The following is a 15,688-nucleotide window of genomic DNA, read 5'->3' as shown; positions in this document are numbered from 1 at the left end:
GCTGGTGACGCCGATGAAAATAGCCATCCCTCTTTACTCATAATAGACATGTATCCATACTGCTTACAGGTCTCTTGTTGACAATATAGGGTCATTAAAAGACGATTATGGCGCTGTAGCCCCATCGTCGATTGCATTTTTCTAGTCGATGTTCTTTCATACTGGTCTGTTATTGAGGTGTTTGAGCCATGTTGCATCCAAGTCTGCTGACTGGTCTCGCCAGTACAAGTGAATCTGCTAATATCCCCTGTAGCTATACCCGTCTGATTGGCCTAGAGCTGGACTTGCAGGCGCGTGACCTACCTAAACTATTAAAATTCACCACGCTGACCGCTGAACAACTGATGCGTGACGACACGATGATCACGGCCAGCCAACAGATTCAAATCTTACAAAATAGCTTGGAGTTGTCCGCATCCGATCAGTTTGGCTTGCGTTTAGGGCAGCGGCTCACGCCGTCAACACATGGCTCGATGGGCTTTTTAATCAATAGCAGCCCGAACTTATTGGCCGTGTTACAAGCGTTTCAAACTTTTTTGCCGACCCGTATGAGTTTGATTAGGCTCGAAACACACACCAATGCTGAGTGGACGACCTGCTTGATTTTCTTTGAGCAGACCTTGAGTCATGCAGTACATCGGCTACTGTCCGAAACTGTTGCGGTGATTTTTTCGGAATGTGCCGAATTTATTGTTGGACGACCGCTGACCGAGGCGGTGATTCAGTTTAGCCATCCCGCCCCCGATCATCATGCCTGTTACGCGGATTATCTTGCCGGTACCTATCAGTTTGATCAGCCACAACTGTCGATCCGAGTGCCGACCGAGTTGTGCTTGATTGCCAATGCATCCGCGCAGCACGATAGCTATCTGCTGGCGATGCAACAATGCGAAATGATCCTCAACCGGCTCAAGACCCAACAACACAGCACCACCTACCAAGTGCAAAAAGCCATGCTGTCCTATCCGCTCGGGCAACTGAGTGAAGAGGATCTGGCTGCAGCCTTGTTTATGAATAAGCGTACGCTGGCCAGACGTCTGGTCAAAGAGAACACGAGTTACCGGCTGATTCGAGATCGGATTTTATCTGAGAAAGCCAGTAGTTATTTACATGACCCTCAAATATCGGTCGAGGCAATTGCCAGCTTACTGAATTACCACGACTCTGCTAATTTTCGGCGCGCGTTTAAACGCTGGTTTGGTGTATCACCAAGTGCTTATCGGCGAAAAATCACCCATCGGCAAGAAGAAAATGACCTGAGAGAATGAGGTTGTTCGTATGATTGTTAATACGTTGAAACATCAATACGCCCTAGAAAAATACCTTAAAACGCTATGTCAGAGATGGCAATCATATGGCAGCCCTCCACTTCCAATCCGATAACCTCAACTCAACCCAACGCTTGCAACCCGCTGTGAACTCTGTAGAGGTTTTAATTCCCATTGCAGCCCATCCACCGTCAATGTCTTCAGTTAGGGGTCGTCTCAGGAAACGGAAAATATAGCACGCTAAGGATTTTCACTCCGACTTCTTTTAACGATATCCAACACGGTATTTTTGCTTAGATTGACCAGCCGACCGACTTGTCGATAAGAGTGTCCAGCAGACACCAACTCCAACACTTTAGGTGCCAGACGATCTGACTTGGTACGTTGACCAGGACGACGACCAAACACAACGCCACGCGCTTGTGCCGCTGCTACACCAGAGCGCACACGTTCACGTAGTAAATCTCCCTCAAACTCTGCTAATGCAGACATCACAGAAGCCATGAGCTTTCCCTGAGATGTGGAAAGGTCAAACTGCAAACCTGTTTGTGCCACCAGAGATACCCCGAAATGCCCAAGATTGTTGACGCTCACTTAATATTGACCAGCGATGCTCGTTGAATATTGACCAGGCATTTAAGCAATGTAGCGTACTACACTGCTGTGGATAAATCGATCAATTGCTGTTGCTTTTTCTTCACTGATCGACGGTTAAAATAACTCTCCTTTCTCTGCTTCTCGTTTCTTTATACGCTGCTTGGCTTCCTCCGTGCTTTGCTTAAAACGATAGGATTCATTACCCGTTTCGATGATATGGCAATGATGAGTCAGTCGATCCAGCAGTGCAGTCGTCAACTTAGCATCACCAAATACATTGCTCCATTCCGAGAAGCTCAAGTTCGTCGTAATGATAGGGGTCGTCTCAGGAAACGGAAAATATAGCACGCTAAGGTTTTTCAATTGCGCGCAATGGCCTAAATTTTCCACCACCTATCTTGGCTTTGCTTCGCCATAGATAATCCCCAGTTAAATTGATGTGCTCCCACCCCAGCGGTGACAGATATTGCAGCAAGGTATCATCGACTGTGCGACCATGCCCTCGTAGGGCGTTAGTCGCTCTCTCTAAATAAACCGTGTTCCACAATACAATGGCGGCGGTCACTAGATTCAAGCCACTGGCTCGATAACGCTGTTGCTCAAAGCTTCGATCTCGAATCTCACCCAATCGATAAAAGAAAACGGCGCGCGCTAATGCATTACGGGCTTCACCTTTATTTAATCCAGCTTGAACCCGACGGCGTAGTTCTACGCTTTGCAACCAATCCAAGATAAACAGTGTGCGCTCAATACGCCCCAGCTCTCGTAATGCCAATGCCAAACCATTCTGTCGTGGATAACTACCGAGTTTACGTAGCATTAGCGACGCTGTGACAGTCCCTTGCTTGATTGATGCGGCCAGACGCAAAATATCGTCCCAATGAGTACGAATCTGTTTGATATTCAGTGTGCCGCCAATCATGGGTTTAAGTGCGGCATAGTCTATGTCTGACTTTGGAATATAGAGTTTCGTATCGCCCAGATCACGAATTCGTGGTGCAAATCGAAACCCTAGCATGTGCATGAGTGCAAAAACATGGTCGGTGAATCCAGCCGTATCGGTGTAGTGTTCCTCGATGCGTAAATCAGACTCGTGATACAGCAGCCCATCAAGAACATAGGTTGAATCACGAACGCCCACATTGATCAGCTTACTGCTAAATGGTGCGTATTGATCAGAAATGTGTGTATAAAATAACCTTCCAGGCTCTGCGCCATATTTTGGATTGATATGTCCTGTACTTTCAGCTCTGCCACCTGCGCGGAAGCGTTGGCCATCTGATGAGGAGGTAGTGCCATCTCCCCAGTTTTCAGCGAAAGGTTGTTTCAATTGAGCATTCACCAATTCGGCCAATGCCGTTGAATAAGTTTCATCACGGATATGCCAAGCCTGTAGCCATGAGAGTTTGGCATAAGTTGTACCAGGACATGATTCGGCCATTTTCGTCAGCCCTAAATTAATTGCATCAGCCAGTATGGTCGTGAGCAATAACGCTTTATCCTTCGCAGTGTCATCCGTTTTCAAATGAGTGAAGTGTCGAGTAAAGCCTGTCCATTCATCGACCTCCATTAATAATTCGGTGATCTTGATATGTGGTAACAGCATTGCTGTTTGGTCAATTAAAGTTTGGGCTGTATCAGGAGCCACGGCATCGAGAGGTGTTATTTTTAGACCAGATTGATTGATCATCGCATCAGGCAAATCGTTGGTCGCTGCCATGCGATTAATGATTGCTAATTTCTGCTCCAATAGTGAAAGGCGACTTTGCAAATATAGATCACAATCAGTAGTAATGGTTAGAGGTAACTCATTGGACTGTTTTAGCTGATTAAATTTATCAGCAGTCACTAAATACTCATCGAAGTCTTTGAATTGGCGAGAGCCTTGTACCCAGAGATCCCCAGCCCGTAGCGAGTTTTTAAGTTCAGATAACACACATATTTCGTAATAGCGGCGATCAATACCATCATCGGTAAAGACTAGTCTTGCCCACCGTTTTTTGATAAACGCTATTGGAGCATTAGAGGGGATTTTTCGTGTATTATCAACATTCATGCTGCGGAGCAACTCTACAGCGGCAAGCATATCTTTTGCTGCTGGGGCAGCACGCAATTTAAGTATGGCAAGAAGTTCTGGCGCGTAACGGCGTAAAGTTGCATAGCTCTCGCCAATTCGTGGTAAAAAATCAAAGTCTTCGGGTTGCGCCAGTTTTTCTGCCTCAGTAATACTTGCTGCAAAAGCATCCCATGAAATAACAGTTTCGATGGCGGCAAACGGATCACTGCCATTTTGCTTGGCATCTAGCAAGGCTTTCCCGATAAGCCCATACAAACGCACTTTGTCGTTGATCGCTTTACCTGATGATTGAAATTGTTGCTGGTGTTTATTTTTTGCGATAGCAAATAGCTTTCCAATAATGTGATCATGCAGGTCAATAATTTCGTCGGTGATCGTGGCCATACTCTCCACAACGATTGCTACCAAAGTGGCATATCGACGTTGAGATTCAAATCTGGCCAAATCAGCAGGAGTCATTTGCCCACCTTCGCGAGCAATTTTCAGTAAGCGATTTTGATGAACGTGTTTTCCAATGTCTTCAGGTAGATCGATGGCTTGTAAGCACTTCAGCCGCTCAATGTGCTCAAGCATGTACTTTGAGTTTGGTTTAGCTGGTGACTGTCTAAGCCACCCCAATATTGTCAGTTTGCTGCCCTCTTTACGGTTCAGCAAAGCATCTATATTTTGACGATGAGTTTCTGAAAGTGAACTCGTCAAAGCAGTATAAATTATGCGGTTGGCAGATGTGATTGCTTCTGCGCAAATACTATCAATTGCATTTATAGCTGGCAAAAGGACTGATTTTTGTCGTAAATTTTCAACGAGAGTTGTGGCTAAAATAAGACCTTTATCTGTCTGAAGGGACAAATCCACCATCATATTGACCGATTGCCGATAGTCACTCAAGGTGAATAGTTTGAACCCAAAAACTTTTTTCAATTCGGCAATATGTTCTCGTCTTGTTTGCTCGCGCTGACCATAATCATTCCAGCAGTCCACTGATATACTAAGTTGAGCAGCCATCATGAAAAGTAAGGGTTTGAATGGTTCGTCGTTAATACCCAATATCACTCCAGGGTAACGCATGTAGCAAAGTTGAATTGCAAAGCCTAGCTTGTTGGATGCCCCTCGATGTTGATGGACTATGGATTTATCAGAATCACTCAGAGTGTAATGCTGAAGCATAAAAGCTCTATCATCTGGAATTTCGAACAGGCTTCCCAATTCCGTGGACGACAAAATAGAATGGCGCGGCATGGCTCATTAGTCCCAAATAAACTAAACTATTAAAGGTACATTATTTTGTACCGCCACGCTTAGCTTTGCGCTGCAATTTCGCAAGGAGGTTCAATTGGGACAGAATGCGGCCATTTATTGCCGAGTATCAACGAACGATCAGTCCTGCGAACGACAGGAATATGACCTACGTGCCTACGCCAATCGTTGCGGCTACGATGTTGTCGGTGTTTGGAAAGAAACTGCATCAGGCAGTAAGGATGAGAGATTGCAAAGAAAATACTTGATGACCATGGCGCAATCTCGTGAAATCGATGCCATCTTGGTGACGGAATTGACACGCTGGGGCAGAAGCACCGTGGATCTCGTACAGTCATTACAAGATCTTGGGCATTTCGGGGTATCTCTGGTGGCACAAACAGGTTTGCAGTTTGACCTTTCCACATCTCAGGGAAAGCTCATGGCTTCTGTGATGTCTGCATTAGCAGAGTTTGAGGGAGATTTACTACGTGAACGTGTGCGCTCTGGTGTAGCAGCGGCACAAGCGCGGGGCGTTGTGTTTGGTCGTCGTCCTGGTCAACGTACCAAGTCAGATCGTCTGGCACCTAAAGTGTTGGAGTTGGTGTCTGCTGGACACTCTTATCGACAAGTCGGTCGGCTGGTCAATCTAAGCAAAAATACCGTGTTGGATATCGTTAAAAGAAGTCGGAGTGAAAATCCTTAGCGTGCTATATTTTCCGTTTCCTGAGACGACCCCTGAATCAATTCATTCATATCTAGAGGTTCTGTAATTTCAGCTAAAAAATTTGCACTCACCTCATGATGGGCTGGATGATTGTTATTAGGCTTAAATGTAATTAATTTCTGAATTACACATCTAAATTTATTATCACCTTGATCATGAATAGATAAGATAGCTTGTGCATCTTTTCGTTTTATACGTCCTTGATAGTCTCGTTGGGGATTTATAAATTTTTCACGTAAAATCACTTTACCTTCAACCAAAACAAACTTTATTGGAAAAGACTCTTCAATGCCATTCTCTTCTTCCAACCGCATTTCTTCATCAGACTTTCGCACCTGATAGAGTTGTGAGGTAACTTTTCTGAGTTGATGACCATATAAATCTAGAAGAGGCTTTATTTGATCTTCATAAGCTAATTTCACCCCATTCTTCCAGTCACTTACTTGTGATTGACTACTTAACCTACACATCTTTTGTATGCTGATTTGAGTATGCCCATTATCCAAAGCAATTCTGATTAATTGCTTTGTCAGTTTGAACCTTTTACGAGGAGCTTTAGGTTTTTGCTGTAATTGTTCACTCATTGTGACAACCGAATCTAATTTAATCAATAAGTTAAATATAAGCGAAAAGTAGCTTAGAACAAGTGATAAAGTTAAGATAATATTAGATAAATTCAGATATTTTATGGCAAAAATAGATTGGCTAATCGCAAGTAAACAACGAGCTATTGAATTAGGGTACGAACCAATTGAAGCTCCTGAAGCTTTCGGTGGCGAAGTTTTTATCAAGAATGGATTTAAGTGGATTCACGACATAAGTTTTTTAAAACAAAGCCTAAATGTCCAGACTGATAAAGCACTTGAAAATCTTGGTTACAATGTTGACGACTACTATGACTACAATTCAACAAATGGAGAATTTTTAAATATAAAAGGCTTTGTTGCATAAATATCGCGAAGATAGACTGACTCATCTTTATTTTTATTTGGCTTTGTTGCATAAACCTATCTCTAAAGGCTTATTCCACAATATAATTTTCAAATGAATAAGCCTACACCTAAAATTTATCATACAACCAATTGGTCTTCATATAACCGAGCACTCATTAATCGTGGGAATATTGCCATTTGGTTTGATCCTGCTACGCAATGGTATGCTCCATCAAAAGGCAAACAAGGACGAAATCAAACCTACTCCGACGCAGCTATCCAATGCTGCTTAATGATTAAATCATTATTCCGTCTATCTTTACGTATGGTCACTGGCTTTGTACAAAGCCTGATTAAACTTTGCGGATTAGATTGGACAGCGCCAGACTACACCACGCTTTGTAGAAGACAAAAACATGTTGATATTGCGATTAGCTATCAAAAAAGTAGCAATGGGCTACATCTACTTGTGGACTCTACAGGCTTGAAATTTCTAGGTGAAGGTGAGTGGAAACGCAAGAAACATCAGCCTGAATATCGTCGCCAATGGCGTAAGCTCCATATTGCTATAGATGCTGACACTCTTCAAATACGTGCAGTTCAGCTCACAACGAATAATGTGAGTGATTCACAAGTCCTCGGGGATTTACTTGATCAAATCCCGCTGGATGAACAGATTGATTCAGTTTATACAGACGGGGCTTATGACACAAAACAATGCCGTCAGGTCATTGCAGATCGACAAGCAAATGCAGTGATTCCACCCAGAAAAAATGCAAAGCCTTGGAAAGATACAAAAGTTCATTCGCAAGAGCGAAATGAATTACTTCGAACCGTTAAACGTTTAGGCAGGACACTATGGAAAAAATGGTCAGGCTATCATCGCCGAAGTTTGGTCGAAACCAAGATGCATTGCATCAAATTATTAGGCGATAAACTCTGCTCAAAGAATTTTGACAGCCAAGTGAATGAGATCCATGCACGCGTAGCCGTACTTAATAAATTTACAGAATTAGGCAGACCTCATACCCAAGTTGTAACTTAAATTTTAACAACTTAGGAGAGCTCTATCTTCAAAGGCTTTATGCAACAAAGCCCTTCGCGACTAGTAATAAAATTCGGAATTTCTCTCCAACCATTCTCATTAGCAAGTAAATCCTGTTGCATAGTTTTAGATTCCAAAAATCTCACGTTGATATTGTCCTAAATACTTATTAGCTTCTAATTCAGTTTCTTTGAATGTATAGATATCTTGCGAGGACAACGAACTATCCCCCCTCAAATATGCTAATGCTTTTTTTCTATTGTCTTCTTCAACACCAGCTTCTCTTAACAATCGCTCCATTGAAGATGAAAAAGTATGTCTTAAGGTTTTTGGACTAAAATTTGTAGGTAAAAATTCAGAATGCTTTTCTTTCAAGATTTGAAAATATTGAGTGATTGATGGAATTGAAAGAGGTTTTCCATCTTGATTAAGAATTAAGTAATCCGATTCGATAGAAGTTTGATTTCTCTGATCTAACCTCTCTCTCCATTTTGTAATATAGACATCTAACTCTTTCGCAAGAGCTTTATCATTAATTGATAATGTACGTCCATTTCTCTTAATTTGAGGTCTTTGCTTTCTTTTATCTTTAGCATCAGGTGGGCGACGATGCACTCTTATGGAAGATATTCCCCCAAACTGTACATCTTCAACTCTTAAACTCAATAACTCTCCAGGACGTAATCCAAAGGAGAGCATTAGCATCACCATAATATAATTTCTATATTCAATCGGATTTTGACTTCCATTTTTTGGTCTAATCAGCTTAATAAGATTAGATTGCTCACTACTAGTTAACCCTTTACTAAGACTTTTATTAGTTGGTGGTGAATTTATAAAACAGCGATCAAGTAAGGAGATAAGCCTTGTCTTATATGTAATGTAGTATTGATAATTATTTGATGTGAAAGGTAGAGTCCCGATATACATCTCAATATACCAGTTTAAAAACTGTTTAATCGTGATGAGTCTTTGATTAAAGGTATCTGGCTTGACTGCGATCTTGATCGTCTTATGTCTTTTTTCATGATCTTTTCTTAGAAACTCTACAAGGCTTCCTGTAATTTCAGCTTCAGTAAAAGGTCTCTTCTGAATCAACCTTTCATATAAGTCAATATTATGAATGTGAAACCATTGATATAGTAATTTTATTTCTCTTAAATTCCTGATCAGTGTATTAGAGCTGGCATGCCTTTTGGAGAGAATAAACTCATTTGGCAAAGGTATTGGCATACCATCATCATCTAAGAGTATAGGCAATAACTCTCCAGAATCATGCAAGATTACCTCTACATCCATCTTATAAATTTCCAATCTTGATATATTCTTTTCAACATACTAACTTAACAAAATAAATTATATATGCACTTTTAAATTAACATTTTCTATAGTTAAAAAATAGCTCCTCTTATTAACAAAATAAAAGAAGCCATTTTTCTATTTAAGCAATTGAGTTTAAATAAATTTAAAACAATAAAATCTTAAATAACTTAACAAATTACTTAGATATATGATCTAGAACGGTAAATCATCATCTAAATCAGCGGGCGCAGCAGCAGGTTGTGGTGCAGCTTTTGGTGTATTAAAACCATTACCCGCTTGTGGATTGCCAGCATAATTGCCTTGATTGCCACCTTGACCATAACCATTTTGGTTATTGTTATAACCTGTATTTTGGTAACCACCACCTTGGTTATTATTGTTAAAACGTGGTTGGTTAAAGTCACCACCACCTTGTTGTTCACCTTGCTGACGTGAGTCAAGCATTTGCATTTGATCGCCACGAATTTCAGTACTGTAACGCTCTTGACCATTTTGGTCTGTCCACTGACGTGTACGCAATGAACCTTCAATATAAACTTTTGAGCCTTTACGTAAATATTGCTGAGCAATTTCCCCTAAGCGATTGTGCAATACAATACGATGCCATTCTGTTTGTTCTTTTCGCTCACCAGTATTTTTATCTGTCCACGATTCACTTGTTGCAATCGAAAACTGAGTCAGAGATCCACCATTCGGAAAGGTTTTTGTTTCTGGATCTTTACCCAAAGTACCGACTAAAATAACTTTATTCACACCACGCATTAGCTGTCATCATCCTATCTATTTCTATGTTTTACTTTATAAGAGTTATGCTTAAATGGCTACCTCTTTGCCAATCAAGTGCGTTAAATCTTGTCGCCCAGCATCATCAATCCGCAGTTTATCGACTTTAATATAAGCAACTTGTTGTTCGGGCATCACCACGACTTCTTCAATACCACGAATTGCCAGTAATTTTGAAGCCCATTCATCTGTTTGTGTCATATGAGGTAAAGGCAACACAATTGAAGACAAATATCTTGGCTGAGCCAAGCCAAAACTAACCAGCAACCACAGTATAGCAATCCCAGATAATACACTCCAGCCAAGCGCAGTATTCTGTAACATCAAAAGCTGACCGCCTAAAGTCCCACCAAAAAATGCGCCTAAAAATTGACTACTCGCATTCACACCCATCGCAGTCGCTTTCGATTGAATCGGTGCAACTTTTGATAACCAAGAAGGCAATAATGCTTCCATCACGTTAAATGCAATAAAGAAAATACCTAAACCTGTCAGCAACACATATTTGGATTCATAGCCAAAAATCAGAATGAGTAAACCGCCAATAATGCCTGCAATTGCCGAAAGAAAAATGCCACGCATCTTGCGGTATTTTTCAGCAATGATAATGCTTGGAAATGCAAAAAAGAGACTGAGTACCAATAAAGGTAAATAAATTAAACCATGCTTAGCCAATGGGATCTGTGCATATTCAATCAGTTGTGAGGGAATATAGATAAACATTGCGGTCAGTAATAAATGCAATGCAAAAACAGAAATATGTAATCGATTTAAATCGCCCATTTGAATCACTTGTTTCAGTTGATTCAAATAACCCTGTTGAAAATTACGATGATGTCGGGTGACTTTAGGAACCAAGAGCAACATTGAAATTGCAGCTAAACCCATAATGGTCGTGACAAAGAATAAACCTGAAATACCGACTAGACTGGTGAGCCACGGACCTAAACTAAATGCCACGACGAAGGACAAACCAATACTCATGCCCATGGCAGCCATGGCTTTGGTTCGCTGTTCTTCTCGAGTGACATCGGCAAGTAATGCCATCACTACGGCAGAAACTGCCCCTGCTCCTGCAATTGCACGACCTATGATGACGCCATAAATGGTATCGGCGAATCCAGCAATTGCCCCACCAACAGCGAACAAAATCAAACCCAAAATGATCAGTGGTTTTCGGCTAAAGCGATCAGCTAAGAGGCTAAACGGAATTTGTAATATTGCCTGAGTCAGACCATACACCCCGACAGCCAAACCAATCAACGCTGGTGTTGCATACGCATAGGATTGTCCTGCCACAGAAAAAACAGGAATAATCATGAACAAGCCCAACATGCGTAAGGCAAAAATGCTACTTAAGGCAAAAGTTGAACGACGTTCTAAAGCATTCATTATTGATAAGACACTATAACTGACTCAACGGATTATAAGTCATTCACTCATAAAGGTTGTAAGTAGATGATAAAAACTTAAGATATTTGCAAGAAAAAATAAAGGAGCGATTCCGCTCCTTTATTTAACATAGCTGACTAAGCTGAAAATAAACTTAAGATACGTGTTGCTGTCTTTTACTGTATTGAATCGAGGCAATCACTGCCCAAACAATAAAGGCAACACCAATAAGACCAGTCACAACTTCAGGTACATGTAAGCCAGTACCACTTGCGATCATAATGAATGCCAAAGCACCAATTGCGTAGTGCGCGCCATGCTCAAGGAAGATGTATGCATCCAAAGTGCCTTTCTCTACCAAATAAATTGTCATTGAACGGACGAAAATCGCACCAATAGCCAGACCTAACATGATGATAACGACATCACTGGTAATTGCAAATGCGCCAATCACGCCATCAAAGCTGAATGATGCATCAAGAACTTCAAGATACAAGAAACCACCGAAACCAGCTTTCACAACACCTGATGCTGCACCGTTTGCATCATGAGTCACCGCATTACCTTGTTCATCAATTTCAGGTTCACCGCCAAGCATATGACTCAGCACTTGCACACCGATATACACCACAATGCCCCAAATACCAGCCATCGTGACAACAAGACGCTTACTTTCATCTACATTCGATGCCATGATGATCATTGCAACCAAAGCAATAAATACCGACATTGCAGGTACACTAGCTAAATTTGCAAGTTTAGATTCAAGCCAACGGAACCAATGTGTTTCTTTACCATCATCAAAGAAGAAGTTTAAAAACACCATGAGTAAGAATGTACCACCGAAGGCTGCAATTTCAGCATGATGTTCCATCAAACGTTCTGAATAGGATTTTGGATCATTAAGCGCTAGTTTCACCACTTCCATCATGCCCATATCGGCAGTCACAGCGACAATCACGACTGGGAAAATCAAACGCATACCAAACACGGCGATTAAAATACCCACCGTTAAAAAGATCATTTTCCAAAAATGATCCCAATTACGCAGTACTGAAGCGTTTACGACAGCGTTATCAAAAGAAAGGGAAACCTCCATCACAGCTAAAATTGCAGTAATGGTTAATGCTTTAAGCATTGTAGCCACACCTGCTTCTGGACCATGCGAATAGCCCCAGTAAGCAGATAGTGCTAAACACACTATGGTGAAGAATATGGAGAAACGGAAATGCTTCATGAGCAACCTTTTTACGAAATCGTTGGGGTATAAAAATGTGTCTATTGTAGGGGAGTTTTAGATGAAAGATAGAAAAGATTGTTGCTGTTATTTTGAGATCAAACTCTATTAAAACTGAGTTCTGCTATAGTCTGTTGATGTTTTTCTTTTATTCGTTTCTAACAGGTTCAATTCATGACATTTTCTCAAGATGTTTGGCAACGTAATCAAAATTTATATCAAAAAATCTTAGCTTTGCCGTTTAACCAAGAACTTGCAGCAGGCACATTAAACCGTGAAGCCTTTTGTCATTATGTGATTCAAGATGCGCATTATTTACTGGCTTATGGTCGTGCGCTTGCTGTAGCTGCGGCAAAAGCCTATGAAGCAGATGATGTGATTCAATTTTCCGAAGCTGCAAAAATTGCGATTATTGTAGAACGTAGTCTACATAGTGATTTCATGCAGGAATTTGATATCAGCAAAATTGAGTTTGAAAATACACCTTTGACGCTCGCTTGCCATCATTACACTTCTTTTTTAACTGCAACGGCTTGGTCAGAAAGCTACCCTGTGATTTTAGCAGCATTACTGCCTTGTTTTTGGATTTATGCAGAAGTGGGTAAAGACATTGTTAGTCAATCTGTTGCAAATAATCCATACCAAGCATGGATTGATACCTATGCAGGTGAAGAATTTAATACGGCAGTGCGCAATGTGATTACAACTGTAGATAAAGTGGCAGCACGTTGTGATCAAGACACTTTGGCGAAAATGCATGCTGCATACACTATGGGTGCAAAACTGGAATGGTTATTTTGGGATAGCGCTTATCAGCAACGCCAATGGTTAGGTTTAGACCAAGCTTAATAGCCTATCTAATCTTTATTTACATTTTTCATAGACATAAAAAAGCCCCTCATGGGGGCTTAGTCGTATATCGTATTGTCCGATATACTGTATGAGGCTCATCTCAAACTGAGTGCATTAAAACACAAATCAGAATGGGTGAATACCTTTATAGATTAAAAAAAGTTAACCGCAATTAAGGCAAGCAATGCGGGTACAGATTGGATATAAATAATTTTTTTACTCGCCGTCAAACCACCATAAATACCTGCAACCAACACACAAGCTAAAAAGAAATTCGCCAATGCGACTGCATAGGTTTCAGGTGCAACTAATGCCCAAAATAAGCCTGCTGCAAGAAAACCATTATAAAGACCTTGGTTCTGCGCCAAAACTTTGGTGAGCTGAGCTTTTTCAGGGGTATTCGCAAATGCTTTTAAACCTGCTGGTTTATCCCATAAAAACATTTCCAACACTAAGATATAAACATGCAAGACAGCAATTAATCCTACAAGCAGTTGTCCAATCATCTCATTTTCCTTTTTATTTTATGACTTAATATCAGTAGACCAGCCTCACGACTGGTCATCTATTGTCAAAGTTAAGGCTTTAACAACACTTTACCCTGACGTGCACCTTGAGTGGCTTTGAGTGCAGCAGTTTTAATGTCATCAAAACTGAAAATGCCTTCTACAGGTAAAATCAGTTTCTTTTGTGTCGCAAGCGTTAATAACTCAACAAATAATGCCTTCTTCCGCTCAGCTGGCATTTCTTTATTAACCACACTTGCCCAAAAACCTTTCACCGTGGCCTGTTTGAAAATCAAATCACCCGATGAAATCTGCATGGTCTCGCCCGTCATGCTGCCAAATGAAACCAATACGCTATTTTCACTCAGCAGATTCAGCATTTCACCACTCGCCGTTCCACCAATTGAATCCACGCCTGCAATCAATAGCTGATCAGCATGAATGGCTTTCACTTGTTGCTTCCAATCCGCCTGATCAGTCGCAACCACATGTTGAATACCTAAAGCCTGCATTTCAGCAATCGCATCGGTACGACGCACAAGATTAATCACTTGCAAACCACGCGCCTGAGCAATCATCGCTACGGTTTTACCAACCGCACCATTCGCTGTATTCTGAATCAACCATTGACCTGTTTGAACATTCACAAAGTCGAGTAACATCAAAGCACTAATCGGCATACCAATCAATTGAGCTGCTGTTTCATCATCAATCGCATCATTTAAAGGGATAATGCCTTGCGCAGGCGCAATAAAATATTCTGCCCAACTGCCATGGACCCCAGCAACGGCAACCCGTTGCCCTAATTTACTTTCATCAACACCTTCACCTACCGCATCGACGATACCTACCGCTTCACTCCCGCCAATTGCAGGCAACGTTGGTTTATAGCCATAACTCCCCCGCACCGTCCACACATCGTGATTATGGATTGGAGACATAATGGTCTTGATACGGACTTCACCTGCTTTAGGCTCTGGTTGAGGCATATCTGCCACTTCTAAAACATCTACGGGTTCGCCAAATTGATGATGGATAATACTTTGCATGATTTATTCCTGTATCGGTTGTAACAGCTGTTTCGTGGTTTCCAAAGCTAGATGCAATGGCGCTTTGTTTTGTGCCAATTTGTTCATCAATGCTGCACCTAACCAAAGCTGATACATCACTTGAGCTGTTTTAAATGGGTCTAGATGTGTTGGAATCGAACCTTGCTGCTGCCCTTCTTGTAATAGCAGCGCCACGCGTTGCGTGAGTCGATGCACACCTAAATTCAAGATCTGTCGCATGTCTTCTGATAAATCAGAGACTTCAGCAGCGAGTTTTACAATTAAGCAGTTTTCTGCCCAACTGCCATAAATTGGATCGTCAATCCATGCCTGCCACAAAGCCATCAAACGTGCATAGGCACTTTGTTCAGTGTGCTGCCAAAGCTGCTCAACTCGTACTTTATAGTCAGCCATGTACTGTTCTAATAAAGCACAACCAAACGCCTCTTTAGACGCAAAATAGTGGTAGAACGAACCTTTGGGTACGTCACAGGCTTTCAAAATTTCTTGTAAGCCAACCCCCACAAAACCTTTACGCAATACCAATTCAAAACTGGTATCCAAGATATGTTGTCGGGTCGCTTCACTTTTCATTGATCGTTTCATAGACACACTATATTTTAATATTAGACCAGTCGTCTAGTAAAATTATGTATTTTTATTT

General features: G+C 41.3%; 15 protein-coding genes and 1 pseudogene. 5 read left to right on the top strand and 11 right to left on the bottom strand.

The window, feature by feature from the left end; genetic code table 11:
* The first annotated feature begins 188 nt into the window (after positions 1–188).
* The gene (locus NGC85_RS00985; RefSeq protein ID WP_005071493.1) at positions 189–1,268 is read left to right on the top strand and encodes an AraC family transcriptional regulator; all 1,080 of its coding nucleotides are present in this window, start codon (positions 189–191) and stop codon (positions 1,266–1,268) included.
* 240 nt (positions 1,269–1,508) lie between these two features.
* Here NGC85_RS00985 and NGC85_RS00980 read toward each other — a convergent pair whose 3' ends face one another.
* From NGC85_RS00980 to NGC85_RS00970, 3 genes and pseudogenes are all read right to left on the bottom strand, one after another.
* Positions 1,509–1,862 carry a recombinase family protein gene (locus NGC85_RS00980; protein ID WP_009516421.1) on the bottom strand — a complete coding sequence of 118 codons (354 nt, stop codon included), beginning with the start codon at positions 1,860–1,862 and terminating at the stop codon, positions 1,509–1,511.
* Positions 1,863–1,979: 117 nt separating this feature from the next.
* Positions 1,980–2,189, bottom strand: a pseudogene (locus NGC85_RS00975) (ATP-binding protein); the annotation flags it as partial.
* A gap of 25 nt (positions 2,190–2,214) precedes the next feature.
* A complete protein-coding gene (locus NGC85_RS00970) occupies positions 2,215–5,181 on the bottom strand; it encodes a Tn3-like element ISAcsp1 family transposase (protein WP_254804563.1) in 2,967 nt (988 codons plus the stop codon).
* A 94-nt stretch (positions 5,182–5,275) separates the two neighbouring features.
* Here NGC85_RS00970 and NGC85_RS00965 point away from each other — a divergent pair, with 94 nt between their 5' ends.
* Complete coding sequence (locus NGC85_RS00965) at positions 5,276–5,884, top strand: recombinase family protein (protein WP_004726718.1); 609 nt, start codon at positions 5,276–5,278, stop codon at positions 5,882–5,884.
* Here NGC85_RS00965 and NGC85_RS00960 read toward each other — a convergent pair.
* On the bottom strand, positions 5,881–6,489 hold the full coding sequence (locus NGC85_RS00960) for an XRE family transcriptional regulator (RefSeq protein ID WP_254804562.1): 609 nt from the start codon (positions 6,487–6,489) through the stop codon (positions 5,881–5,883). The genes NGC85_RS00965 and NGC85_RS00960 overlap by 4 nt on opposite strands.
* 103 nt (positions 6,490–6,592) lie before the next feature.
* Here NGC85_RS00960 and NGC85_RS00955 point away from each other — a divergent pair, with 103 nt between their 5' ends.
* Positions 6,593–6,856, top strand: a complete 264-nt coding sequence (locus NGC85_RS00955; protein WP_254804561.1) for a hypothetical protein — start codon at positions 6,593–6,595, stop codon at positions 6,854–6,856.
* Between the two features lie 93 nt (positions 6,857–6,949).
* Positions 6,950–7,882: an IS5 family transposase gene (locus tag NGC85_RS00950; RefSeq protein WP_254804560.1), complete on the top strand. Its 933-nt coding sequence runs from the start codon at positions 6,950–6,952 to the stop codon at positions 7,880–7,882.
* Between the two features lie 126 nt (positions 7,883–8,008).
* Here NGC85_RS00950 and NGC85_RS00945 read toward each other — a convergent pair whose 3' ends face one another.
* The 4 genes from NGC85_RS00945 to NGC85_RS00930 form a co-directional block, all read right to left on the bottom strand.
* Positions 8,009–9,181 (bottom strand): site-specific integrase, encoded by a 1,173-nt coding sequence (locus NGC85_RS00945; protein WP_032025663.1) that lies wholly within the window; start codon positions 9,179–9,181, stop codon positions 8,009–8,011.
* A gap of 216 nt (positions 9,182–9,397) precedes the next feature.
* Positions 9,398–9,967 (bottom strand): single-stranded DNA-binding protein, encoded by a 570-nt coding sequence (gene ssb / locus NGC85_RS00940; RefSeq protein WP_005052423.1) that lies wholly within the window; start codon positions 9,965–9,967, stop codon positions 9,398–9,400.
* 51 nt (positions 9,968–10,018) lie between these two features.
* The gene (locus NGC85_RS00935) at positions 10,019–11,383 is read right to left on the bottom strand and encodes an MFS transporter (protein ID WP_254805521.1); all 1,365 of its coding nucleotides are present in this window, start codon (positions 11,381–11,383) and stop codon (positions 10,019–10,021) included.
* A gap of 151 nt (positions 11,384–11,534) precedes the next feature.
* The gene (locus tag NGC85_RS00930; RefSeq protein WP_005052426.1) at positions 11,535–12,617 is read right to left on the bottom strand and encodes a DUF475 domain-containing protein; all 1,083 of its coding nucleotides are present in this window, start codon (positions 12,615–12,617) and stop codon (positions 11,535–11,537) included.
* A 174-nt stretch (positions 12,618–12,791) separates the two neighbouring features.
* Here NGC85_RS00930 and tenA point away from each other — a divergent pair, with 174 nt between their 5' ends.
* Entirely contained in the window at positions 12,792–13,466 is a 675-nt protein-coding gene (tenA, locus tag NGC85_RS00925; protein ID WP_254804559.1) for a thiaminase II, read from the top strand.
* A gap of 155 nt (positions 13,467–13,621) precedes the next feature.
* On the opposite strand, the gene NGC85_RS00920 is transcribed toward tenA, so the two are convergent.
* The 3 genes from NGC85_RS00920 to NGC85_RS00910 form a co-directional block, all read right to left on the bottom strand.
* Positions 13,622–13,975 (bottom strand): DUF1304 domain-containing protein, encoded by a 354-nt coding sequence (locus tag NGC85_RS00920; protein WP_254804558.1) that lies wholly within the window; start codon positions 13,973–13,975, stop codon positions 13,622–13,624.
* A 71-nt stretch (positions 13,976–14,046) separates the two neighbouring features.
* On the bottom strand, positions 14,047–15,024 hold the full coding sequence (locus NGC85_RS00915) for a zinc-binding dehydrogenase (protein ID WP_254804557.1): 978 nt from the start codon (positions 15,022–15,024) through the stop codon (positions 14,047–14,049).
* A 3-nt stretch (positions 15,025–15,027) separates the two neighbouring features.
* Positions 15,028–15,630: a TetR/AcrR family transcriptional regulator gene (locus NGC85_RS00910; RefSeq protein WP_254804556.1), complete on the bottom strand. Its 603-nt coding sequence runs from the start codon at positions 15,628–15,630 to the stop codon at positions 15,028–15,030.
* Positions 15,631–15,688 lie beyond the last annotated feature (58 nt).

This window comes from Acinetobacter sp. Z1 (assembly GCF_024296945.1).
In the GTDB taxonomy this organism is placed as follows: domain Bacteria; phylum Pseudomonadota; class Gammaproteobacteria; order Pseudomonadales; family Moraxellaceae; genus Acinetobacter; species Acinetobacter beijerinckii.
The sequence above is the reverse complement of the archived record's forward strand: the minus strand, read 5'-3'. Positions and strand labels throughout refer to the sequence as shown.